The organism is Candidatus Electrothrix sp., assembly GCF_052785085.1.
Genome location: NZ_JALAAI010000009.1, coordinates 1 through 22,286 on the forward strand (window position 1 = coordinate 1; position 22,286 = coordinate 22,286).

General features: G+C 48.1%; 18 protein-coding genes, 1 tRNA gene, 1 pseudogene and 1 riboswitch. Of the genes and pseudogenes, 7 read left to right on the forward strand and 13 right to left on the reverse strand.

Annotation, left to right across the window (positions count from 1 at the left end; translation table 11 throughout):
* Positions 1 to 244: 244 nt before the first annotated feature.
* The 6 genes from dprA to nifE form a co-directional block, all read right to left on the reverse strand.
* On the reverse strand, positions 245 to 1,393 hold the full coding sequence (gene dprA, locus L2082_RS02735) for a DNA-processing protein DprA (RefSeq protein WP_446008311.1): 1,149 nt from the start codon (positions 1,391 to 1,393) through the stop codon (positions 245 to 247).
* 11 nt (positions 1,394 to 1,404) lie between these two features.
* Entirely contained in the window at positions 1,405 to 2,910 is a 1,506-nt protein-coding gene (locus L2082_RS02740) for a sigma-70 family RNA polymerase sigma factor (RefSeq protein WP_446008312.1), read from the reverse strand.
* Positions 2,911 to 3,499: 589 nt separating this feature from the next.
* Positions 3,500 to 5,452 (reverse strand): DNA primase, encoded by a 1,953-nt coding sequence (gene dnaG, locus L2082_RS02745; RefSeq protein WP_446008313.1) that lies wholly within the window; start codon positions 5,450 to 5,452, stop codon positions 3,500 to 3,502.
* Between the two features lie 63 nt (positions 5,453 to 5,515).
* Positions 5,516 to 6,499: a M28 family peptidase gene (locus L2082_RS02750; RefSeq protein ID WP_446008314.1), complete on the reverse strand. Its 984-nt coding sequence runs from the start codon at positions 6,497 to 6,499 to the stop codon at positions 5,516 to 5,518.
* Positions 6,500 to 6,639: 140 nt separating this feature from the next.
* Complete coding sequence (locus L2082_RS02755; RefSeq protein ID WP_446008315.1) at positions 6,640 to 7,824, reverse strand: pyridoxal phosphate-dependent aminotransferase; 1,185 nt, start codon at positions 7,822 to 7,824, stop codon at positions 6,640 to 6,642.
* Positions 7,825 to 8,195: 371 nt separating this feature from the next.
* Positions 8,196 to 9,575, reverse strand: a complete 1,380-nt coding sequence (nifE, locus tag L2082_RS02760; protein WP_446011433.1) for a nitrogenase iron-molybdenum cofactor biosynthesis protein NifE — start codon at positions 9,573 to 9,575, stop codon at positions 8,196 to 8,198.
* 104 nt (positions 9,576 to 9,679) lie between these two features.
* Between nifE and L2082_RS02765 the strand changes: the two genes are divergently transcribed.
* The gene (locus L2082_RS02765; protein ID WP_446011434.1) at positions 9,680 to 9,850 is read left to right on the forward strand and encodes a hypothetical protein; all 171 of its coding nucleotides are present in this window, start codon (positions 9,680 to 9,682) and stop codon (positions 9,848 to 9,850) included.
* 170 nt (positions 9,851 to 10,020) lie between these two features.
* On the opposite strand, the gene L2082_RS02770 is transcribed toward L2082_RS02765, so the two are convergent.
* The 4 genes and pseudogenes from L2082_RS02770 to L2082_RS02785 all read right to left on the reverse strand — a co-directional run.
* Positions 10,021 to 10,800, reverse strand: a complete 780-nt coding sequence (locus L2082_RS02770) for a rhodanese-like domain-containing protein (protein WP_446008317.1) — start codon at positions 10,798 to 10,800, stop codon at positions 10,021 to 10,023.
* A gap of 332 nt (positions 10,801 to 11,132) precedes the next feature.
* Positions 11,133 to 12,377 (reverse strand): RNA-binding domain-containing protein, encoded by a 1,245-nt coding sequence (locus L2082_RS02775; protein WP_446008318.1) that lies wholly within the window; start codon positions 12,375 to 12,377, stop codon positions 11,133 to 11,135.
* A 46-nt stretch (positions 12,378 to 12,423) separates the two neighbouring features.
* Positions 12,424 to 12,720 carry a HigA family addiction module antitoxin gene (locus tag L2082_RS02780; protein WP_446008319.1) on the reverse strand — a complete coding sequence of 99 codons (297 nt, stop codon included), beginning with the start codon at positions 12,718 to 12,720 and terminating at the stop codon, positions 12,424 to 12,426.
* Positions 12,721 to 12,760: 40 nt separating this feature from the next.
* Positions 12,761 to 12,889, reverse strand: a pseudogene (locus tag L2082_RS02785) (type II toxin-antitoxin system RelE/ParE family toxin); the annotation flags it as partial.
* A 281-nt stretch (positions 12,890 to 13,170) separates the two neighbouring features.
* Between L2082_RS02785 and L2082_RS02790 the strand changes: the two are divergent.
* The gene (locus L2082_RS02790; protein ID WP_446008320.1) at positions 13,171 to 14,073 is read left to right on the forward strand and encodes an AEC family transporter; all 903 of its coding nucleotides are present in this window, start codon (positions 13,171 to 13,173) and stop codon (positions 14,071 to 14,073) included.
* A 4-nt stretch (positions 14,074 to 14,077) separates the two neighbouring features.
* Here the strand turns inward: L2082_RS02790 and L2082_RS02795 are convergent, their stop codons facing one another.
* Positions 14,078 to 15,154, reverse strand: coding sequence for a hypothetical protein (locus L2082_RS02795; protein WP_446008321.1), 1,077 nt, complete (start codon positions 15,152 to 15,154; stop codon positions 14,078 to 14,080).
* A 604-nt stretch (positions 15,155 to 15,758) separates the two neighbouring features.
* Between L2082_RS02795 and L2082_RS02800 the strand changes: the two genes are divergently transcribed.
* From L2082_RS02800 to L2082_RS02820, 5 genes are all read left to right on the forward strand, one after another.
* The gene (locus tag L2082_RS02800) at positions 15,759 to 16,124 is read left to right on the forward strand and encodes a CZB domain-containing protein (RefSeq protein ID WP_446008322.1); all 366 of its coding nucleotides are present in this window, start codon (positions 15,759 to 15,761) and stop codon (positions 16,122 to 16,124) included.
* A gap of 402 nt (positions 16,125 to 16,526) precedes the next feature.
* Positions 16,527 to 16,793, forward strand: a complete 267-nt coding sequence (locus L2082_RS02805) for a hypothetical protein (protein WP_446008323.1) — start codon at positions 16,527 to 16,529, stop codon at positions 16,791 to 16,793.
* Positions 16,794 to 16,938: 145 nt separating this feature from the next.
* Positions 16,939 to 18,414 (forward strand): sodium/proline symporter PutP, encoded by a 1,476-nt coding sequence (putP, locus tag L2082_RS02810; protein WP_446008324.1) that lies wholly within the window; start codon positions 16,939 to 16,941, stop codon positions 18,412 to 18,414.
* A gap of 185 nt (positions 18,415 to 18,599) precedes the next feature.
* Positions 18,600 to 19,907, forward strand: a complete 1,308-nt coding sequence (locus L2082_RS02815; protein WP_446008325.1) for a branched-chain amino acid ABC transporter permease — start codon at positions 18,600 to 18,602, stop codon at positions 19,905 to 19,907.
* A 48-nt stretch (positions 19,908 to 19,955) separates the two neighbouring features.
* A tRNA-Pro gene (locus tag L2082_RS02820) sits at positions 19,956 to 20,032 on the forward strand.
* A 122-nt stretch (positions 20,033 to 20,154) separates the two neighbouring features.
* On the opposite strand, the gene L2082_RS02825 is transcribed toward L2082_RS02820, so the two are convergent.
* Both L2082_RS02825 and L2082_RS02830 read right to left on the reverse strand, forming a co-directional pair.
* Positions 20,155 to 21,438 carry a Y-family DNA polymerase gene (locus L2082_RS02825; protein ID WP_446008326.1) on the reverse strand — a complete coding sequence of 428 codons (1,284 nt, stop codon included), beginning with the start codon at positions 21,436 to 21,438 and terminating at the stop codon, positions 20,155 to 20,157.
* 15 nt (positions 21,439 to 21,453) lie between these two features.
* Positions 21,454 to 21,903 carry a LexA family protein gene (locus tag L2082_RS02830; RefSeq protein ID WP_446008327.1) on the reverse strand — a complete coding sequence of 150 codons (450 nt, stop codon included), beginning with the start codon at positions 21,901 to 21,903 and terminating at the stop codon, positions 21,454 to 21,456.
* Positions 21,904 to 22,205: 302 nt separating this feature from the next.
* Positions 22,206 to 22,285, forward strand: a riboswitch (cyclic di-GMP riboswitch).
* The last annotated feature ends 1 nt before the right edge of the window (position 22,286 follow it).

A 22,286-nucleotide genomic window follows, 5' to 3' on the forward strand; every position in this document is an offset into this window, starting at 1 on the left:
ATCATTTCTTGGCACCGCAAAAGCCTTGAAAAATATAATTACTTGATAATAAACGAAAAATATTTTTACGCCCAACGAATAATCAGGTAGTTAGGATTGTTTCGATAATGATTCTCACAAAGTTGGGCTACGTCAACCGAAATAATGGGTAGAGTATTTCTTGTTGAGTCCCTTATAAAGAGCATTATTCACCAGACTTGATAAAAAAATAGCATACAATCTCAGGTAATGCAAACAGCTCTTCTCAAGATCGTATATACTGCTGGCCTGGTACCTGCTGAATCAAGCCACGCAACTCAAGACCAAGAAGGAGGCTATGGAGGGCATTCAGCGGCAGGCCCATGTGTTCTGAGAGCTGCTCAATATCTATTGGATCTGTTTTTATTACCGTCATCAAGGCCTCTTCCTCCTGAGAAAGATCATCAGGAAGGGCCGTAAAGGTATTGGGTGAAACAACAGATGAGATCTCGTGTTCACGAGATAAGGTGTTCTCTGCTGCATAGGAGGAGGGAGGCAACTCTGCCACAATATCTTCAGCAGAGCGAACCAAGACAGCACCTTGCCGGAGCAAGCCGTGTGGCCCTTCACTTTTAGGCGAATCAATCCGGCCAGGCACTGCAAACACCTCCCGGTTCTGTTCAAGAGCAAGCCGGGCTGTAATCAGGGCTCCAGACCGAACAGCAGCTTCAACAATCACCACACCCAGGGAAAGCCCACTAATAATTCGATTACGCACCGGAAAACGGAACCCCTCTGGTGGAGTACCCATCGGATATTCACTGAGCAACAACCCCTTTTCTATTATCTGTTTGTACAGATGACTATGTTTTCTGGGGTACACCACATCCAGACCACAGCCCAACACGGCTATGGTCCTGCCATTTGCCTCCAGAGCACCACTATGGGCCTGCCCATCAATCCCCTGAGCAAGTCCGCTGACCACAGCAAAACCATTTCTGACCAGCTGACGACCAAACTCTGCACTGATATTTCTCCCGTAATCAGTGGGTGTTCGCGAACCAACAACTGCCACTGCCGGGACATCCAGGCAATCAAGATCACCTAAACAGTAAAGAAGAATTGGGACATCGTGAATATTCAACAAAAGGGAAGGATACAGCGAGTCATCGCAGCAGAGCAGCTGAATATTTGCAGCACAAACTCGTTTGTATTCCTGATCAGCCCAGAAGCGGGCTTTATCTAAGCGGGCTGGAGAAGAAAAAAGTTCAATCAGATTTCTGCCAATGCCATCAACCTGGGCAACCTTTTTGCCAGCAGCCAGTACCCTGGCCGGTGTACCAAAGGCACCAAGAAGACGACGGGTAAGGACACAACCCAAACCGGGTAAAGCGGCCAATGCCAGCCATTCCCGGATGTCATTGCGTCCTTCCATCAAGCAGTCAACTAATCGAACATAAAAGATTCAAGATATTTACTCCTGGTAGGATGCCGCAATTTTTTGATTGCCTGAGCCTCAATCTGACGGATCCTCTCCCGTGTCACGTCAAATCGCTGCCCCACTTCTTCCAAGGTATGATCACAGTCAACCTCAATACCATAGCGCATGCGGAGTACCTGCTCTTCCCGTTCAGTCAATTCACCCATCACTTTAGAAAGACAACGTTTCAGACTTTCTGTAATGGAAAATTCCTGGGGACCAAGATTAATATCGTCAACAATAAAATCACTGAGCATGGTATCTTCTTCATCACCCACAGGTGCATCAAGGGAAATCGCATCCCGTGCTGTCTTTAATGCGGCATGAACATATTCCACATCTGTATCCAGCTGGTCTGCCATTTCTTCCAAACTCGGCTCTCTGCTTTCTATTCGTTGAAAATCACGGGTAAAACGAAGCATCCTATTGATAGCTTCAATCATATGCACAGGCAATCTGATTGTCCGCCCCTGATCTGCTATGCCACGATTAATTGACTGACGTATCCACCAGGTAGCATAGGTGGAAAACTTATACCCTCTGTTATAATCATATTTCTCAACCGCCTTCATCAGGCCAATATTACCTTCCTGGATAAGATCAGGAAGCAGCATACCCCGATTGAGAAACTTCTTGGAAATAGAAATCACCAAACGGAGATTTGCCCGTACAAGGTGTTTTTTTGCTTCCCTGACAGTCTCTTTTCCTTCCTTGACTTCTCGAAAAAGCTCGTCAAAACCTGGACAATCTATACCAATGGCTTCTGCCAGCTCAAGATCAACCTGCTCCTGATTGTTGCTTATTTGCTGTTGTTTTTCTTCAGCCTCACCCTTATGGGTAGCAAGCAAAGCGTCTCTCTCAGCCTGAACACGAACCATTTTCAGTTTAGCATTAAACTCTTCGACAGTTTTCGCTGTTGCCAAAAGCTTCTTAGAACCGATTCGGTAAGGCTTAAATAATTCAGCAATCTGCAAGCCAACAGAGCGAATCTCCTTCCAGAGTTCGTCACTCTGATCGGCTGCCCCTTGTTCTTGTAATTTCCGGAACAACTCCATCCTTTGCTGATTAAGCGTGTTCGCTTCCTCTATACACGCCAAGAAAGATGTTCTAACTGCTTCAAGTTCTTTTTCATTGCTGTCGGAAATCCCATTAAGAACGGATCCGATACGCATATTTCCCCTTTCCAGCCCATCCTTCAGGCCGTTTAAGGTATTAAGCCCCAAAGTCAATCGCAGAACAGCATTCTGAATCTTGGCTTCTCCATCTTCCAGTTTCTGCGCAAGCTTTATCTCTTCTTCATAACTGAGCAGATCAAGACTGCCCATTTCACGAAGATAGATATTCATAGGATCGGTGCTATACGCCTCCTTATGATTATCCTCAACGGTCTCATCACCTTTTTTGGGACTTTTGACAATTGATAAGCCATCTTCTTCATAGATTCCTGAAGATTTTTCTGTCTGGTTCTTCACGTAGATACCTCCTCCGTATCATCAACAAACCGAAATAGCTCTGGTAAAGTCCTCTCCCCGTGGACTCACGCAAACGGCTTTCCTAGGTTCCGACTCTAAGCAATAGATTTACTCACATCCAAGGCGTTCAACCCTTCTATCACCTAAATAAGTCGTCCAGTTTAAAAAGAAGTTTGCAATATAAATTAAACAGTCAACAGGTGTTCCCCAACACCAACTGCCCTGGTCTGCTTCAACCATCTTATTGCTCTACAAACTTTTTAGACTGAAAAAAAAACAAACAAGAACTTCACTCAACACATCCAAAAACAGGCAGTACCATCCATGCCCTACCCTATAATGTACAATTTCCTACACTGGTTGTACAGTTTTTTTTACACGTAAAAAAAGATTCTTTCTTTTTTCACCTGAAAATCCCCCTGCAAACAGAAAACAGACCTTTGCTTAAGAAATAAATATAATAAATTTTCAGACAATTATCAATAACAATTGTTCGAGTACAAAACTGCATTCTCTTGCAAAGAAAAATTTTCCTTTACGCTTACAATGTAGCACAATTTCAGCCCCTATCAAGAAAGCATCCCATTGGCTAGTAATTATCGTTTTCCTTTTTTTTCTCCTTTACAGAACAAAATTCTTTCTGCAACGTACTAACAAGCTCATAATCCCCCTCTTGCTCAGCTGCTATAATCTGCTTTTGCAAGTCATCAGCCTTTTTTTGCCATTGCAGCTCTTGTAACCATACAAGTAATTCTTCACAAAGGAGTCGCCCCTGCTCTTCACTTTCTTCTCCTAGTGGACTGCCGCCATCTCGACTCAATAATTCTGCAATATATTGCCGATCAGAACCTGACGATACAACAGAAAGCAAATGCTCAGGTGTAAAAGAACCAGCATATGTCAGCTGCTCCATTGCCTCAACCAACCCCATAATTGGCGAGGAGCCAAGGGCCTCTTTCAGCTTTCCAGCAAGTAATCTTGGCAGGAACTCTGGGTAAAGCAGCAAAAATTCTAACAACTGCCGTTGCTTTTTCGGGGCCTCGTACAAAGAACCTGCCTCCCACTCTGCTTCCCCCAATCCAGAGACTTCATCCCACCCATCCTGACTATCTGAAGGAAAAACCGGCAGAGTCCACTCCTCTCCCATGGGCATGCCAGCCTCGCCCTCTGGCTCCCATTGAGGCATAGGTGGCCGGTCCACCTGATCAATCTGAAGAGGGTGCGGGACTTGACTAACCTCCTTTTTCTCAACCAGAAAACGTTCAGGAGAAATACCAAGTTGCTCAGCAAAATGAGCAGCCATAAGCTCTTGTTGATTCGCATGCGCAGCCTGCCCCACTAATTCAGCTAATTCAGCTATAATTCGATTTTTCCCGGACAAGGTCAGCCCATGCTCTTCTTTCAGAGCAGAAAAAACAAATTCTGCTAAAGGATCAGCTGCTTCAACCAGGGCTTGCACAGCTGTAGCCCCTTTTTCCCTGACCAAAGTATCAGGGTCATGCCCTGTTGGCAGCAGAGCCACCCGCACCTCCAGCTGCTCACTGAGAAAAAAAGGTATTGATCGTCGGGCAGCCCGGAGCCCGGCAGAATCCCCATCAAAAAGCAACACCACCTCATCACAATAGCGTCGTAATGCCTTGATATGCTCACGAGTCAAGGCTGTTCCCAGGGGTGCAACCACGTTATCAATCCCGTGAATCGCCAGCAGGAGCAGGTCAAAATTTCCTTCCACCACAATGGCACGCCGGGCAGAACGGATAGCCTGGCGATGCTGATACAGGCCAAAGAGAAGCTTGCTCTTGGTAAAGATCATGCTCTCAGGAGAGTTCATATACTTAGGTTTCCCCTGACCAAGGATACGTCCTCCAAAGGCCACGGCACGCCCACTCATATCATAAATGGGAAAAAGCACCCGATCACGAAATCGGTCATAATACCGGCCTTGCGTTTTTCGTACAGCAAGGCCAGCCTGCTCAATAACCTCCACAGGAAAATGCTTTTTTTGCAGACGCGAGATAAGATACTGCCATCCTCCGTTTTCCGGAGAAGGGGTATAGCCAAGCTGGTATTTCTCTATGGCCTTTTGGGGTACCCCTCGTTCGTGTAAGTATAACCGGGCAGCTTTGGCCTGAGTTGAACCAACCAGGGTCTTATGAAAAACACTGGCTGCTTCCTGATGAACCCGGTACAACTGTTCACGTTGACGTAAACGCACTCGTTCAGCATTGCTCAGGTTACGTTCAGGCAGATCAATTTGATACCGTTGAGCCAAGTCTTTAAGTGCTTCAGGAAAGGTCATATGATGATATTTCATCATAAAAGAAAACACGTCACCGGACTCGTCACAGCCGAAGCAATGAAAACTCTGCCTTTGCGGACTCACGGAAAAAGACGGTGTTTTTTCACCATGAAACGGGCATAAACCCGTAAAGTTAGCTCCAGCCTTTTTCAGCTGCACATGTTCTCCAACGACCTGGACAATATCTGCAGCCTCACGGACTCGATTTTTGACCTCATCCCAGGCCCCCCTGCTCGACATCATACTTTTTTTTTAACAACTCAGTTAACGTTCAATTAATAACATTTCCACTTTTTTCTCGCCAGACTAAGGAGATAAAAGGGTAAGAGCTGCATTCAGGACACCGTCAACCACTTGGGCCATACGCTGATAGTCCAATGTAGCAGGAAGGTCTTCAGCAGTATGATAATGAGGATTTCGCAGAAAAGCCGTGTCAGTAATCATGACAGCCGGATAGCCATGCTGCCAATAATTACGATGATCGGAAAGGTCTGCACCAAAAAGAACAGGGCCTGAGTAACTCACTACGGGCAAATCAGAGGCCCCTTTAAAACTGCGCTTGACGGTCTTGGCCAAATACCGGTCCTGCCATCGACCGACAATAGCAGCGTAGAGCCCGTTCCGGGGATAGGCCAAGCGGAGATCCCAGGATTTATACTCCTGTTGCTCTACAAAATACCCAATCATTTCCAGGCAAATCATGGCCTTGACCGCCCTCCCCTGCTCTGCAAAACTCTGGGCATGAACAGCACTACCCATCTGGTCAGTTCCAAAAAAAGGTGGCTCTTCCGTCCCATAGGCGACCAGCTCAATATTGCCCCCTCTCTCTCGCTGACTCAAAAGTCGAGCCAATTCCAAAAGCCCGGCTATGCCGCTGGCATTATCGTCTGCACCAGGGAAATCGCCCAAAACATCATAATGGGCACCAATAACTACCACCAGCCCTTGCTTGGAACCAAAGCGGGCAATGATATTCACTTGCTCCTGCTGACCCGGCGCTGCATTTTCCGCTATATAGGGTTGAAGAGAAACCTGAGCACCGGGAACGGAAAGTCTTGTTGTGATGTAACGGACTGTGGCAGCAAGTTTTTCAGGATGATTATGGTTGTGCGGAGAAAGTTCTCCTGCCAAATGCTCAACATGCCAACGCAATCGGTCAGGATCGGCCCGTAGACCTGCTGGAAAGGGTGTTATTTTCAAGGTCGGTTGTCGGACAGCCAACAGTGCCGGAATGCAGATCAGGATAAAAAAACAGGCAAGAGCAGCCAAGATGCGAGTTATGCTCGGCAAAATCCCTTTCATTGCTCTCAATTCCGCCTGTTCCTGCACTCAAAGCGCGTATTCTGCATCAGCTCCCCCAGAACATCCCCTCACCAGAACACCTTGATTCAGCGCGATCCATCTCAGTCTACTCGAAAAAAAATCCTTTATTACTCAGTTGCTTTGACCACAGCCCGTTTAAATCCATCAGCAGATCGGGCAATCACCTTTTCATCCACACAAAAAGCCAGTCGGATATAACCGGGAGTTCCGAATCCTTGCCCCGGAACCGCCAGAATTTTTTCTTCCTGAAGTAACTTACAGAACTCCACATCATCAGCAATAGGAGTTTTGGGAAACAGATAAAAAGCTCCTTTGGGCATAACATACTCTAAACCAGCCTCATCCAGCACCTTGCAAAAAACTTTACGCCGCCGCTCATAAATAGAGCTATCCACGGTTTCTTCCTGCAACTCAGCAATAGCCCGTTGCATCAGGGCCGGGGCATTGACAAAGCCGAGAATACGATTGGCCAGGGTCATTGCATTGAGGAGAAGATCCTTTTCATGCATTTCCGGATGAACAGCAAGATAACCGATCCGCTCGCCAGGCAGGGAAAGATCCTTGGAGTACGAAGAAACAAGAATGGCATTGGTTGTGGTTGCCATAATAGAGGGGACTTCTGCTCCATCAAAAACAATCTTACGGTACGGCTCATCAGCAACCAGATAGATTGTCGTGCAAAAATTCTCTCCAGCCCGGTCCAGCAAGGCACCAAGGGCAGTCAGAGACTCTGCACTGTACATCTGGCCGGTAGGATTATTGGGACTGTTGATCAACACAGCCTTGGTCTTCTCGGTCAGGGCTCCTTCAAGAGCAGCAAGATCAGGCTGAAATGTATCGTCTGTGGGTACGACTTTGACCACTCCTTCATGATTATCCACATAAAACTGGTATTCAACAAAAAAAGGACTCAGAACAATAACCTCGTCACCAGGATCAAGAAGGGATTTCATAACCACATTCAGGGCACCTGCTGCTCCACAGGTCATCAGAACATCACCCATCCCGATTTCCACTCCCTGCTCATTGGATAAACGAGCCGCAACAGCCTCCCGCACATAGTGATAACCGCCATTGGGCATATAGGCATGCATCCCCGGAGTATCACATTCTGCTAGATCAGTCAGTACCTCAAAAAACTTTTCAGGCGGGGCAACATCGGGATTCCCGAGACTAAAATCACACACATTTTCCGCGCCAAATTCCGCTTTCATCCTGGCACCTTGCTCAAACATCTTGCGAATCCAGGAAGAGTTATCAGCAAACTCCTGCATTTTCTTTGCTACGGTCATTCTTTCCTCTTTCTTGTTACTTGATTCGAAGCACGGAAAACTCCCACCGCACCTTCGATAAAACGGTCAATGCAATCAAAATGATATCACTTTGTCCTTTATCAACAAAAGGCACTTTGAACTAACTACACATCATACGAAAATGCAACTATGATTTCCCCATTGGGCAGAATCTTATTTTGCCCCATAACAATTATTTTCTCTAAAAAACAATCCGTTTCAAGAGAGGAAAATGAAAAGACCAAATACTACGTTCAGCCAGTACCACAATGATAATGACTGGACGCAGTATGCATAACTGAGGTGTTAAAGATGAGAATGGTTAGCAGGACTGCCAGACCTTGAAGAAATAAACCAAAGACAACAGAATATTACATGCTATCGTTAACCTGATTCCTGGGCACAAAACGCCACACCGGACTCATCACCGAGGAATAAACCTCCTTGGCAAAGTTGAGCATCCCCTCAAACCCTGCCAAGGCTTCTTTGCGCTCGTGATTATGATCACAGAACCCAATCCCTAATTTATAGGCAATGGGTCGTTCCTTAACCCCGCCAACAAAAATATCCACACCTTTTTCCTTGAGAAAGCTATTCAACTCCAGCGGGTTGGCATCATCCACAATAACAGTTCCTGGATCAGTGATTGCTTCCAGTTCCCGATAATCCTCTTCTGTACCGGTCTGAGAACCCACCATCACCACGTCCATATCCACCAGGCGAAAGGCTTTGACTAAAGAAAATGCCTTAAAAGAACCCCCCACATAGATAGCTGCTTTTTTACCAGCCAGGGCCTTACGGTACTTTTCTAATTTTGGTACCAGCTCACTAACCTTTTCCTGGACCAGGGCCTTGGTTCGCTCCATGATACGATGGGTTTCCGGGTCATCAGGATATTTCTGCTGAAAAAACCTGGCGATATCGTAGAGGGCCTCGGACATATCCTCAATACCAAAATAGGATACCCGCAAGGATGGAACCCCGTATTTTTCTTCCATCATATTTGCCAGCTGCATGGTTGATCCAGAACACTGCACCACGTTGATACCAGCACCGTGTGCCCGCCGAATATCATCCACCCGGCCATCACCGGTAATATTAGCGACCACCTCAATACCCATCCTTTCGTAATACTCACGGATCATCCAGATTTCGCCAGCAAGATTAAAATCACCAAGGATATTGAGCGAATATTTGGAGATGCCTTTTGTCTCGCCAGTGCCGATAAGGCGGAACATAGCATCGCAGGCAGCCTGGTAACCGGCCCGCTTATTGCCCTTAAAACCTTCCGACTGCACGGGAATCACGGTAACACCGGTCTCCTCGGTAACGCTTCTGCATACGGCTTCCAAATCATCGCCGATAATACCGACAATACAGGTGGAGTACACAAAAGCGGCCTTGGGCTTATGCCGCTCAATAAGCTCCATTAAGGCACGGCGCAGCTTTTTTTCTCCGCCAAAGATAACATCAATCTCCTGAAGATCCGTGGAAAAGGAAAGGCGGTGTAATTCCGGCCCGGAAGAAAGGGCACCGCGAATATCCCAGGTGTACACGGCACAGCCAATGGGGCCATGCACTAAATGGAGGGCATCAGCAATGGGGTATAAAACCACTCGTGAACCACAGAACACGCAGGCACGCTGACTGACTGCACCTGCCAGGCTATCTTTATTGCAAACAATTTTTAAAGGGGTTTCCCCTTTGACATGAATCTGATTTTCCCGTTCTTTTAAAGCGACTGCTTCCATGATGCTCCTCGAATGTATATGAAAACGGTTAGCAAACCCGAAGGCGCTTCCGGCCTTTCATGTTATATTATCCCGGTCTGCCGCACCGGGCTGGAAGTTTATATATGAAAGTATCGGGTGACTCCTTGGAGTCACCCGACCAACTTGCATATTTTGTTTCATGCAATGCTTATGCCGGTACAGGAAAGGCAATTGGAAAGAACAATGTTCAGATGCTGTTTCAGCAGATTAACGAGTTGCCAAAAAGAAGAGATGATTCAAGCGAAACAAAATAATTGTTAACGTTTTTACAAAAAAGAAAACAACGAGACATTAAGGCAATACCCAGCGCAGTATTGCTTCATTTTCGAACCATCACTTGTTACCCGCCCCAAGGAAGCCGGAGCAGCCTAACTTTCAGCTCCTCCGGCTCTTCTTGGTTCCCTGAGAGAGATAAAAAAAACTCTTATTCCTCAGATTTCTCCACCGGCAACCCAGCTTCCTGCCAATCAAAGAACAGGGTCTGGCGGATATCCTTATATCCCAGCTTCATCAATTTACGATAGGCGTTATAGCTCCTGCCTCCGCCGTTACAGTAGACAATGATCTGTTTGTCTTTATCCAACACCTCGGATTGAGAAGCAAAGGTCGGCGAAGGGATATTAATAGCACCGGGGATATGTCCTTTGTTGAACTCCTCTGGGTCGCGGACATCTACCACCGTAAAGGTATTTGCTTTACTCTGGATAAGGGTGTTCAACTCCTCCGGAGAAAGCTTATCCGTTTCGATCCGTTTTTCATAATCCGGGCCAGCATAGATGGGCATCCCTTTTTCCTCCCAGACCGGCATGCCTTCAGCATAGACAAAGATTCGTTCATAGCCCATTTTCAAAGCTGCCTTTGCAGCCTTTCGGCTCTTGCCGCATTTTATTCCATTGCAGTAAAAAACAATCCGGGAGCTTTTCTCCTTGGGTAGAAGATGGTCATATTTCTTGAACTTTTTCTGGGGTACATTGATCGCGCCTTTAATATGCACTTCCTGGTATTCCTCTGGGTTCCGAGCATCCACGACTACAATATCTGTGGGTTCCGTGTCCAAAAGTTTCTTCAGGCCAAGCGTGTCAATTATCACATAGCCGTCCTTGGTCTTTTGAACCGCAGGAACTTCTCCCCATGCACCTGCAACAGACAGAGCCGAGAAAAACAGGGTGAACAGTAACGTAAACAGTAGATTTTTCTTCCTCATTGGTACTCCTTTGAGTTTTGTTTGGGTATTCAATCCTTCAATAACCTGATGAGCCTGAAAGGAGCAGGCGAGATCTCATCTATGGCTTCTTGAAGACTGAAACTCTGAAAGGAGTTAATTCAGGAAGAAAAGAGGGGAATGCGCCTGCGATTCGTCCACCCGACCCGGGGCGGCTCCTTGCGGCACAGTCAGTAAGAAAAGTAAAAGTACGTAATCATACTTATTGGTATATTCTGTTGGTGTATTGGTGAGGTTATTTTAAGTTACAGCGCACACTATACGTGAAATTGTTAATTCCGTCAAATTGGAAAATCTAAGCAAGGAGCTTGGTCTCAGCTCTCAGGATCTGCGGTTCCTCGTAGCAGGATGGTCTTCAGGTAATCCTCATGCGCTTCAAAAATCGGTTCCACTCCATTATGCTGGCGCATCAGGGGGATGACCTTGGTCCGCACGCCCATTCCTCTGGCATCAACATATCCGTAATCACGCAGAATCTCCATGATCAAAGGATTGCGGGGAGAACGCTGACCGGCGATCATCTTGGTGATGGTCATGGAGTTTTGCAGGGAACCCGGACTGATCACCTCCAGCCGATTTGCATAGCCGCTGACTTCAATATCCACGGATCTGGACCAGTCCCGATGGGCCAAGGCGTTGACCACTGTTTCCCGCACAGCCTGGACAGGGTAGAAGATTTCTTTGCCCCGCCGCATATTTTCGTCGATATCATCGTCTTCGCAGGAGATAAAAGGATGGATGGTTGCAGCGAATTGCTCAATCATTCCCCGGTCAACCAGCTCACGATGTTTATTCACCATGCGCCAGCGTCCCACCAGCGGGCCGTCAAGCACGGTGTCCAGACGGGCCTGATATTCCTTGTCCCCGCCGGTAAAGGCCATGACCCGCAGTCCGGCTTGGGGAAGGTATCGCCTCGGGCGGATGCCGAAGCAGACCAGCCCGGCAATGGAACAGACTGTATTGCCCAGCCCGTCTTCAGACATGAGTCCGAGGCCAAGCAGGCGTTCGATCCACTGTTCCTGGTTGGTCGGTACTTCTGGGTCTTCAATGATTGAGGCGAGATAGAAGTTGAGCCGATCCAGATCTAGTGAATCTATTGTGGTTCCGGCAACGGGCAGGGTTTCAACATGGAGCATGCCGCCGCTCTCAAAAAGACGAACCTGCTGTTCCCGTGAGGCCAGTTCCGAGCGGTCACCCATGCGGATATATACATCTTCTCTGCCGTTATGGCGGAGCACATAGGGTTTGGCAATGCCGGGGGAGAGGGTGACAACGGCGACTTTGCGTTCTTCGTCAAACCGTATTTCTTCGTAAAAGGGAATGATATGGGGATGTACCTTGTCCCGGAAGACGTTCAAGACCCATTCCTGAATATCCGGGCGTTTGATACCGGATATGGTGCCGTTGTCTTCCACGCCGATGAGGATATACCCGCCCTTCAGATTGGCGAGAGCTACAATCTCTTTTGCCAGCTGTTCGGGACGGATGTCATCCCGTTTGAACTCTACACCAGAGTTCTCGCCGTTACAGATTATTTCAAGGAGTTCTGTTTTGCGCATAGGTTTCCTTTTCTGTTGCCCCTGGGAACTTCATCAGCCTTTCCAGTTAAGCGGGCACTCGACATTCTGGAAATTTCATCATTTTATAAGTACGTTGAGAGGCATTCCATAAGTCGAGTTTGGCCTGCATGTTAAACCAACTTTCAGGAGAAGTGCCTGTGGCCTGAGCTATCTTGATCGCCATCTCAGGACTGAGAGCAGCTTTACAATTTATCAGAGCAGATAATGTTTTGCGAGTAACTCCCAAACGTTTAGCTGCTTCCGTTACACTCAACCCTAACGGTACGATCACATCTTCTTTCAATATCTCACCTGGATGAGTAGGCTTTCTTTGGGTGATCATTCTACTTATCCCTCCCGTGTTTTTGATTCAATGTATCTTTTCAGTGGTAGTCTTCGTAATTCACAGAAACCGCATCAACTCCGTCAAAGCTGAATGTTACCCTCCAGTTGCCGTTAACCCACACACTCCATGTACCTTTCCGTTTTCCTGACAACTCATGCAGATCAAAAAGCCGGAACAGAAAATTCCGTCGCAGCCTTGTCCGCTGCCGCCTTGATCATAAAGTGTCAACGCAAAACCTAGCCAAGCATCTAGACTTTATTCAATAAAAAAGCACTCTACTTTCTTCCTTATCAGATTGACGAACACACTTCTTGAAAAGACGGTAAAATAAGGATACGTTTTCCAACAGCATATTCTGCCTATGCAGGCATGCATGTATTTCTCTGGAAAACCCATCAATTTTGTTGAAGAAAAAACATTTAAAAAGAAGTACAAACTGACAACATCATGGAAAATTTTATAATTACCCTCTCCTTTCTTCTCATCGGGATGCTGATCAAGCGCCTGCCCACCTTTCCCGAGGATACAGGCACGGCACTGAATCTCTTTGTTATTTATATTTCCCTTCCCGCCCTGGTTCTGCTCAAGATTCCAGAGCTGACTTTTTCCCGTGATCTTCTGGTACCAGCGATCATGCCCTGGGTAATGCTTCTGTTTTCAAGTGCCTTGGTGCTGCTGTTGTCCAAGGTTTTTCGCTGGGACCGGCCAACAACCGGCTGCCTGCTCCTGCTCATTCCTCTGGGCAATACCTCGTTTCTGGGTATCCCTATGGTGCAATCGTTTTTCGGGGAAGGGGCAATACCTTATGCCCTGGTCTATGATCAACTGGGCACCTTCCTCGGCCTTGCAACCTATGGCTCGCTTATCCTTGCTGTTTATGGAGCAGGTAAAAACAAACCCAGTATCTGGACTGCGCTTAAAAAGATTATAACCTTTCCCCCTTTTATCGCTCTGATCCTGGCCTTTGCTTTGAAATCCTCTGCCTATCCTGCTACAGTGACCAACCTGCTCAAAACAATGTCTGCCACCTTGGTTCCCTTGGTCATGGTTGCTGTGGGCTTTCAGCTCACCCTGAAATTGAGCAAAGACGTTGTTTCTCAGTTAAGCATAGGTCTTGGGATAAAACTCATCATCGCACCCTTAGTCGCCTTGTTTATGTGTAAACTCTTTGGCTTAAAAGGGGAGGCAGTGCGGGTGTCGATTTTTGAGGCCGGGATGCCGCCTATGGTCTCTGCCGGGGCCTTAGCCATTCTTGCCAACCTGTCGCCAGCCCTCACAGCGGCCCTGGTCGGTATAGGGATTATCCTCAGCTTCGCAACCTTGCCGCTGCTTTATCAGCTGATGATCTAATCATTTACCCTATCTTCACATCCAGCACATCCACCAGCCTGCCGCTGTAATCGTTGCGGAGCATATCCCAGAGTGCGGTGTAATCATTGACCGTAATATTGAGGTTGCTGACAGCGGAATCGGCAAAACCGGGCAGGCTGTACGCCCCATTCTCCTTCACCACCACCTCCTCACCTGTTGCACCGTCCTCCAGCATATCAAGCAGCGAGAACAGCAGCCAGTTCTCTGTCAGATCCTGAAGCACCTCAATGCGCAGGCGTTCATCCGCCGTGACCGTACCGCCGGTGATGACGACATAGGGCGCAGCGGCATTGCCGGTCAGGATACCGGTCTCGGGCGGATTGGGATGTCCCATGTCAGGCACGGTCAGGGGCGAGCGCAGTCTGCTGCGGTAGGTACTGGTGCGCAGGGTGCCATGCTCGGTGTAACGCACTGAGAGCGACAGGGTATATTCATTATTCCAGGGATCGTCCTGAGCCGGAATGGTCGGGATAAGGATGATATTGGTATCGGTGATCGGCCCGAACTGGCTCTGGACCGCACTGCCGCTGCGGGTCCCGGTGATGACGCATTCCCCGTTGCCGAGTCGCGGATCAAAATCCAGATTATCGCCGTGCAGCTGGAGGATATCGGTGCTGCTCAGGATATTATCGAGTTGCAGGGTACTGTTCTCAATAAGATTGATCTGCGGCAGTTTTTCCGTCATATCCACCCGTTCGAGCCTGGCCTGATGGTGAATCTCTTTCATAAAGTTCGCTGTCGCGTGAATCCGCACATGCAGCGTCTCGGCAACAGGCGGCAGCGGGTCGTCGGGATTGTCCAGGCGACCGGTAAAGGAGAGGGTGTAGATAAGGCTGTCATCCACGGTAACATGATTGCCGTTCATCATATTCTTCTGAATGGTCTGATGATAGGCGCTCATGGCGGTTTTGGCCACATCCGGGGTGAGGATAGGGGCGACAGCACACATCTCTGCGGCGATATCGTCTGTCATCAGCTTATTGTTGGGGATGAAGCGGATTTTATAGGTTTCCGGAACGGTCAGTAGGTTAGGCTCGATTTTACAGTGGATCGCAGGCATGGCGGTTCTCCGTTGCAGAGGGATAGTGTCTTGGAACGATAGAAAATATCTGCCGTCATTTTAAAAAGCCGCTACTATCCTGTCAAGGGTTTTCTTTAAAATTGATACATACTTATTGTTTTATGTACGTGCGAGTGTGTTTCGGTAAAAAATACTACCGATGAATTGGTCGAGGCATTCCCGATGAATTGTCAGGGGCATTCCCGATAAATGATCCTTTTGATACTCGATAAACGATCCGTTTGATACCCGATGAATTTATGTCGGATCGGGGTGTGATGTGGAGGGGGAGAGAAAGATATCAGGAATCGAACCCGCGACCCCGGCCTGAAACCCGCATGGCTGCGGGGTGTGATACCGGAATGAGACTTTTCCCTGGTCTCCCCTTTGGTCGAAACGGCTTGATGTGTTTTTTTTCGTCAAGCTATCCTTTTGTAACTCCCTTGCTATGCTATTCTTATTTGAAAGCAACGTACTGCATTGTAGCATTTTCTGTTCAAACAGACTCCTTAACACCCTAAAAGAGGTAGCTTTTTTTTCGACCGTTGCTATATTGTCTTACTTGCAAACATGATATGAACAATTATTACAAAAGGAGTGGGTTATGGATGTCACACACATTCAGACAGCAATCATTGCGCATTTACAATGGAAGTCTAAGCTCTCTGATTTCTTTTATGGTGTGGAACAATTGAGTGTTTCTCAAGTTCCTGATCATGCAAGCTGCGACTTTGGCAAATGGCTGTATAGCTCTGGGCTACAGGAATTTTCTGCTTATTCTGAGATGCGCCGTATAGAGACTCTTCACAAAGAATTTCATGAGAAGATTAAACATCTCATACAGATGCCTGAAGAAAAAAGGAAGAGTCAGGAGGGACGTAAGGCGTTAGCTACTTTCAAAACTGACTGTGATGTTTTTGTCAACTTGTTAGAATCTATTGAGGCTAAGGCAAAGCAGGAAAGTATATAGAACAAGACCAATTTTAATTGGTTTAGCCGGGTACGTGATCAAGGCGTAACCCGGTTTTTTACTGTATAGGAAATTATAAAATTCCCCTTTCAACATGCTGTAATTGTGAATAGAGTACGAGTGTTGTCGGAAGCAAAACTCACTGCGCTTTCGAGAGCCACTTTTTTAAGTTTTTCAGGATGGCTCGCTGCAAAGAAACAGTGCAAAATTATCGTCGATTTGTACTTTGCCCCCCCATCACCGCGCACTCTGATTTCGCCTTGTTATGCCGGGATGATTACTTTTTATTGACTTTTTCAATGCAACATGTATTTTTGGTAGACTGAAATCATTATTTATTGTACTTAGGGTCTACCCCGTCCCTGGTTACTCATTCATCTCTACTCGAAAAAGACGACTATAATGAAAGGAAAATGTTTTTTATGCGGTGAACCTGCAGAAATTGATAACACAATTGACAACGGGAATGTAAAAGAATTTATATGCGAAAATCCAAAATGCGGTACTTACCAAATCACTATCGGTGCTATGGAGCATAGTGATATAGATGCGTTCAAAGAAGATTGTTCTAACAAAGCAACTTCATTAGAAAGAGTGCGTTCTTTTAAAGAAATATTTAAAATTTGCCTTAATAATGGCAATCTAGTTGCTAAATGGGTAGACGCATGAATCTAACTCCCGGCTTCTAATAATACAAATTAACGCCTAATGTTATGTGAAATGGTTTGGCCTTACCGGGTACGTGTTCAGCGCGTCACCCGGTTTTTTATTTGCTCCCATCACCGCGCAAAATCCTGAAGCAGAATAACCTCTCATGATACTCACCATACAATTCGGCCTCTACCTCCTGCTCATGCTGGGCATCGGGTATTACTCCATGCGCCGAACCAAAAACAACGAAGACTTTATTATTGGCGGTCGTACTCTGGGACCGGTAACAACCGCTATCAGCGCCGGTGCCTCGGACATGAGCAGCTGGCTCCTCATGGGACTGCCTGGTGCGGTCTTTGCCAGCGGCCTGGTCGAAGGCGTCTGGATTTCCCTGGGCCTGATTATCGGGGCCTATGCCAATTGGTCTATTGTTGCGCCGCGGCTCAGGACGTACACAGAGCAGGTGAATGCCCTGACCCTGCCCACCTTTCTTGCCAGGCGCTTTGATGACAACACAGGCATCCTCAAGACCGTGTCCACCTTGGTGATTCTAATCTTTTTCACTCTTTATGTCGCATCAGGTTTGAAAGGCGGCACCCTGCTCTTTGCCCATAGTTTTGGGGCCAGTGAGCAGACGGCCCTGCTTATAACCACGCTGGTGGTGGTTTCCTACACCTTTCTTGGTGGGTACCTGGCAGTCTGCTGGACTGATCTCATCCAGGGATTACTCATGCTTGCAGCTCTGGTTGCCTGCTCCTTGCTGGCTCTTTTTACCCTTTCCGGTTCCGGGATAAACATCTCTGCTGTGCGACCCGAGGCCTTGCAATTCAAGACCAGCTGGCTCACAGGGGCCTCGCTCATGGCCTGGGGTCTGGGCTATTTTGGTCAACCCCATATCCTGGCCCGCTTTATCGGCATTAAAGGAGTGCGGGATGTCGCCTCGGCCCGCCGGATCGGCATGGGCTGGATGATCCTCTGCCTTGTGCTGGCAGTGGAGATCGGCCTGCTCGCCATTGGCTACGATGCACTGGCCCCTTTGGATGGGATTACCGGTTCAGGCGGAAATAGTGAGCGGGTCTTTCTCGCCCTTGTCAGTGCCCTGTTCCATCCCCTTGTTGCAGGCTTTGTTCTTGCTGCTGTCCTGGCTGCGGTGATGTCCACAGCGGACTCGCAACTTCTGGTTCTGACCTCAGCTCTAACCGAAGATCTCCCCTTTTTCAGCCGCTTAACTGGTAAACAACGGGCCTGGATCAGCAGAATCGGGGTGGTCGCTTTTGCCCTGCTGGCCTATTATCTTGCCTCAGACAGCAACGATACCATCCTGATGATGGTGGCCTATGCCTGGGGAGGTTTCGGGGCCACCTTTGGCCCGGTGATGATTCTCTCGCTTATTTGGCGCAAAACCACCAAGTACGGGGCCTTGGCTGGCATGGTTGCCGGTGCTGCCACCATCTTTATCGTGAAGAATTATATTTCCATTGAGGGGGAATATCTCTATGAACTCCTGCCCGGCTTTATTATTGCCTTTATGACAATTATCTTTGTCAGCGCATTAACGGACATGCCTTCGGAAAAGGCATTGAAGGAATTTGATGCGGCAAAGCGGCAGGTGAAGGAGAGCGGAAAAAGTTCCGCATAAATAGCACTCGACAACTTTGCATGTAGACGCTAAGTTTGTGCATACACATACCCCAACGGGGTTATATTTATCCAGCTCGGGGTAACACCCCGATCAACCAGGGTGGTACCTTGGGCTGTACCGAAAACAGAACGTTATTTTTCGGGAAAGTCCTTATCATCTTATTGAATTTATTTCCCCGCATTATGCAAAATATACTGCAAAAAATACGCAACCTCCTCAAAACCTTCACAGTCATCCCTTTAGCAGGTTGGTTTCTGGGCGGATTGACTGCTGCCCTGCTGGAATTTTATCTGGGTAACCTCATTGCTTACCACCTCTTTCTGCCTAAGATACCGGTACTGTTCGGCACCCTGATTATATTGAAAGACCCTACTCTCATCCCGTCGGTGCTGGGCTATGACCTGATCATTTATATTATTCCGATCCTCCTGGTGAGTCGCCTGTCTGCGCCGTTAACCAACCGGCTTGCCGAACTGCTCGTAAAGATGCCGACCTCAGCCGCCACCCTGTTGCATCTGGCTGCCTTTTACGGCATCCTTCATCTCTGGGCCGGAATAAACGACTACCGGGTCCTGGTGGTCAAACTGACCATGATCGCCATCATCCTCACCATCAGCCTCAATATCATCAACGGGTATCAGGGCGAGTTTTCCTGTTCCCACCCCGGTTTCATGGCCTTGGGTGCTTATACCTCCTCCACTCTGACTCTTTGGCTTTTTGCTGATGATAAACTCTTTGGCCCGGCCCTGCTTAATCCGGCCCTTGGCCCTTGGCTCTTTCCTTTGATTTTGATCGCCGGAGGTGCTGCGGCCTCCCTTGGCTCGCTGATTGTTGCTATTCCTTCCTTCCGCACCCGTGGTGATTATCTGGCCATCATCTCCCTGGCTTTTATGTTCATCGTCAAAAGTGCCATTGAAAATATGGAGATCATCGGTGGACCACGCGGCATGAGCAGCCAGCCTGATTATTCTTCCCTGCCTGTGGTCTTTCTCTGGACAGTACTCTGCATCTGGATCATCCATAATTTTACCACCTCTATCATGGGTAAGGCCCTGAATGCAGTCCGGGATAACGAAGCAGCAGCTGATTCCATGACCGTCAATACCCGCAAAACCAAGATGACCGCCTTTATGTTTGGGGCCTTTTGGGCCGGAGTGGCTGGCGGATTGTTCGCCCATGTACTCCGCTATATCAATCCTGGTACCTTTGGCATCCAAAAGCTGGCGGAAATCCTGGCAATGGTCTACTTTGGCGGACTCAACTCCATTGTCGGCTCCATTGTTGGCGCGGTCAGTATCTCCGTGCTCAGCGAGGCATTGCGGCCCCTGGAACTGTTCAAGTGGATCATCATCCCTCTGATTCTGATTCTCATCATGATATTCCGGCCCCATGGTCTGATTTCCTTTACTGAACTCAATGTCCGAAAACTGATGCGACCCGGCGGAGTCGCCGGAAAAAAAGACAGGGATAATTCTGCGAAAAACTATTGACAGCTCCTTCTCTGAAATGGTAGATAGTGCCTGCATAAAAAAACATATCGGAACGTGGCGCAGTTTGGTAGCGCACTTGACTGGGGGTCAAGGGGTCGGAGGTTCAAATCCTCTCGTTCCGACCAGTAATATGAAGGAGTTAGGCAGAAATGCTTAACTCCTTTTTTGTTTAAAACCCTTTCTATGATGCGTTGTGGGAAAGGATAAAGAGTGAGCTGGAGATATAAAAAAAAAGTTATTCGCGCCCCTACGCCTTTGCAACAGGTATTTCCCCCCAATCCGTTGTATATGCCGGTGACTTCATCAACCGTTGAGAACTCCATTCCCTGCGCAGCCCTGTACACCCATAACGCAGCGTATCCCGGCCCCATGTATCATTAATCCGGTCAACCGCTTCCATTATCGGGACACTCTGTTCCTCTTCTGACCTGAAAAACAAGCTCTGCTGTCGCATACCTGCCAAACGCAGACCAGTGAGCATGACACCCGCCTTTTTATAGCCATATCCGGGCCTGTATACTTCACGCACTGCTTTGAAGGCCGCTTTGATCAAAATCGGGGTTACAGAGGTCTCCTGCTGTAAAGAAACCATGCGACTTGCGGAAAAGGAGGGGTGCTGTTTGTCGGTAACATAGCCCGTGGAGAGAAAAACATGGACATTGGCCGCTGTCATACCCTGATCCCGTATCTTACGAGCTGCAACGGAAACAAAGCTTGATACCGCCTCTTTGATCTCGTTAAGGGCGGTCACCGGGTGGCGGAAAGTTCGGGAGCTGACCACGGATTTTCTGTTTGCCCCGGTCTCGGTAATGGATATACAGGGGTTGCCCTGTAATTCCGTCACAGTGCGTTGACCGGACAGACCGAGAAGGCCGCGAATCCGCCCGCTGTCACTGTTTTTCAGGTCAAGGGCTGTAAAAATCCCGTGTCGGTTCAGGGTTTCCGTGTATCGCCTGCCTATGCCCCATATATCGTGTACTGCTGTTTCCACAAGAAGATCATCCGGCGACGGACTCAGGCCGAAATTGAACACGCCCCCGCAGTCAGGGTTTTTCTTGGCTATGGATGCGGCCAGCTTGGCAAGGGTGCGGGTGGGGCCGATTCCCACGGAAACAGGTATGCCCACACATTGAAAGATTCTGCTCCGTAATGCCCGGCAGCGGTCAGCGGCCTGCTGATTGTCCATGCCGGAGAGCCTGATAAACGCCTCATCAATGGAATAGATTTCCACTTCCGGCTCTTCCTCCTGCAAGACTGACATAACCCGGTGGGAAAGGTCACCGTACAAGCCAAAGTTGCAGGAAAAGACCTGGACTCCGTGCCGCTGAAGAAAGGGCTTGCGTTTGAAATACGGCTCACCCATGCTGATACCAAGGGCTTTCACCTCGTTTGAGCGGGCAATGATACAGCCGTCATTATTAGAGAGCACCACAACGGGTCGATTGTGCAGGCCGGGTTGAAACACCCGCTCACAGGAAACATAGAAATTGTTACAGTCCACCAGGGCAAAGAGCTTGTTTTCCGCTGTCATATCAGCAGCACCGCATCAGAATTGATGAATAACAGAGGTGACCACGCCCCAAATCTGACAGCCTTCATGCTTGTTGATGTCAATAGAAGGATAGGCTGGATTCTCGGCAATAAGGCGGGCCGTGCCCTTGTTCAGGACAAGCCGCTTGACGGTCAGTTCATTGTCCACCACGGCAATAACAATATCATTATGCTTTGCCTGTCGGGATCGGTCAACCACCAGAATATCATCATGCTGAATCCCGGCCCCGGTCATGGACTCACCATCCACCCGGACGAAAAAGGTTGCGGCCTGATTCTTGATGAGCAGCTGGTTCAGATCAAGGCTGCCATCTGTGTAGTCTTCTGCCGGTGAGGGAAAGCCCGCAGAGACTCCACCAGAAAAAAGGAGGAGTTCCACCCGCTCTTTTTGCCCTGCCCTGAAGACTTGGCTGATATTGGGACCGGTCGTTGTTTTTTTGTTCAAGGTAAATGATCTTTCAGCTTTATCTTAATAATGCCCGGATGGTTGCGGCGTTGAATATACTTTCACGTTATAGCATAAAAATGGTTGTCCCTGAACCGAAAAGCAACCCTGCCCCGCTTCTTTTCATTTTCTGGATACGTAGCTTCTGTTGCCGTAACACGAGATAAAGAAAGATCGTTGACAATCCATGCGGATTATTGCGATGAAAAAACACTTGACAATCGCTGATTATTGCGGGTATCTTCTGACGTTATACGCAATCAGCATAGAAATACGTCACTTTCTGGAAGAGGAGCCGGAAAGTTGCATAAAGCCACAGCCGCCGTGAGGCGGTGCCGGAAAGCCAAGGGTCTTCACTGTAAGGAGACAGTCGGTTACCCACT

Excerpts from the sequence above, each read along its gene's own strand:
- dprA (WP_446008311.1), bottom strand. The coding sequence starts at position 1,393 with ATGGAAGGACGCAATGACATCCGGGAATGGCTGGCATTGGCCGCTTTA.
- dnaG (WP_446008313.1), bottom strand. The coding sequence starts at position 5,452 with ATGATGTCGAGCAGGGGGGCCTGGGATGAGGTCAAAAATCGAGTCCGT.
- L2082_RS02755 (WP_446008315.1), bottom strand. The coding sequence starts at position 7,824 with ATGACCGTAGCAAAGAAAATGCAGGAGTTTGCTGATAACTCTTCCTGG.
- nifE (WP_446011433.1), bottom strand. The coding sequence starts at position 9,575 with ATGGAAGCAGTCGCTTTAAAAGAACGGGAAAATCAGATTCATGTCAAA.
- L2082_RS02765 (WP_446011434.1), top strand. The coding sequence starts at position 9,680 with ATGAAAGTATCGGGTGACTCCTTGGAGTCACCCGACCAACTTGCATAT.
- L2082_RS02770 (WP_446008317.1), bottom strand. The coding sequence starts at position 10,800 with ATGAGGAAGAAAAATCTACTGTTTACGTTACTGTTCACCCTGTTTTTC.
- L2082_RS02775 (WP_446008318.1), bottom strand. The coding sequence starts at position 12,377 with ATGCGCAAAACAGAACTCCTTGAAATAATCTGTAACGGCGAGAACTCT.
- L2082_RS02780 (WP_446008319.1), bottom strand. The coding sequence starts at position 12,720 with ATGATCACCCAAAGAAAGCCTACTCATCCAGGTGAGATATTGAAAGAA.
- L2082_RS02790 (WP_446008320.1), top strand. The coding sequence starts at position 13,171 with ATGGAAAATTTTATAATTACCCTCTCCTTTCTTCTCATCGGGATGCTG.
- L2082_RS02795 (WP_446008321.1), bottom strand. The coding sequence starts at position 15,154 with ATGCCTGCGATCCACTGTAAAATCGAGCCTAACCTACTGACCGTTCCG.
- L2082_RS02800 (WP_446008322.1), top strand. The coding sequence starts at position 15,759 with ATGGATGTCACACACATTCAGACAGCAATCATTGCGCATTTACAATGG.
- L2082_RS02805 (WP_446008323.1), top strand. The coding sequence starts at position 16,527 with ATGAAAGGAAAATGTTTTTTATGCGGTGAACCTGCAGAAATTGATAAC.
- putP (WP_446008324.1), top strand. The coding sequence starts at position 16,939 with ATGATACTCACCATACAATTCGGCCTCTACCTCCTGCTCATGCTGGGC.
- L2082_RS02815 (WP_446008325.1), top strand. The coding sequence starts at position 18,600 with ATGCAAAATATACTGCAAAAAATACGCAACCTCCTCAAAACCTTCACA.
- L2082_RS02825 (WP_446008326.1), bottom strand. The coding sequence starts at position 21,438 with ATGACAGCGGAAAACAAGCTCTTTGCCCTGGTGGACTGTAACAATTTC.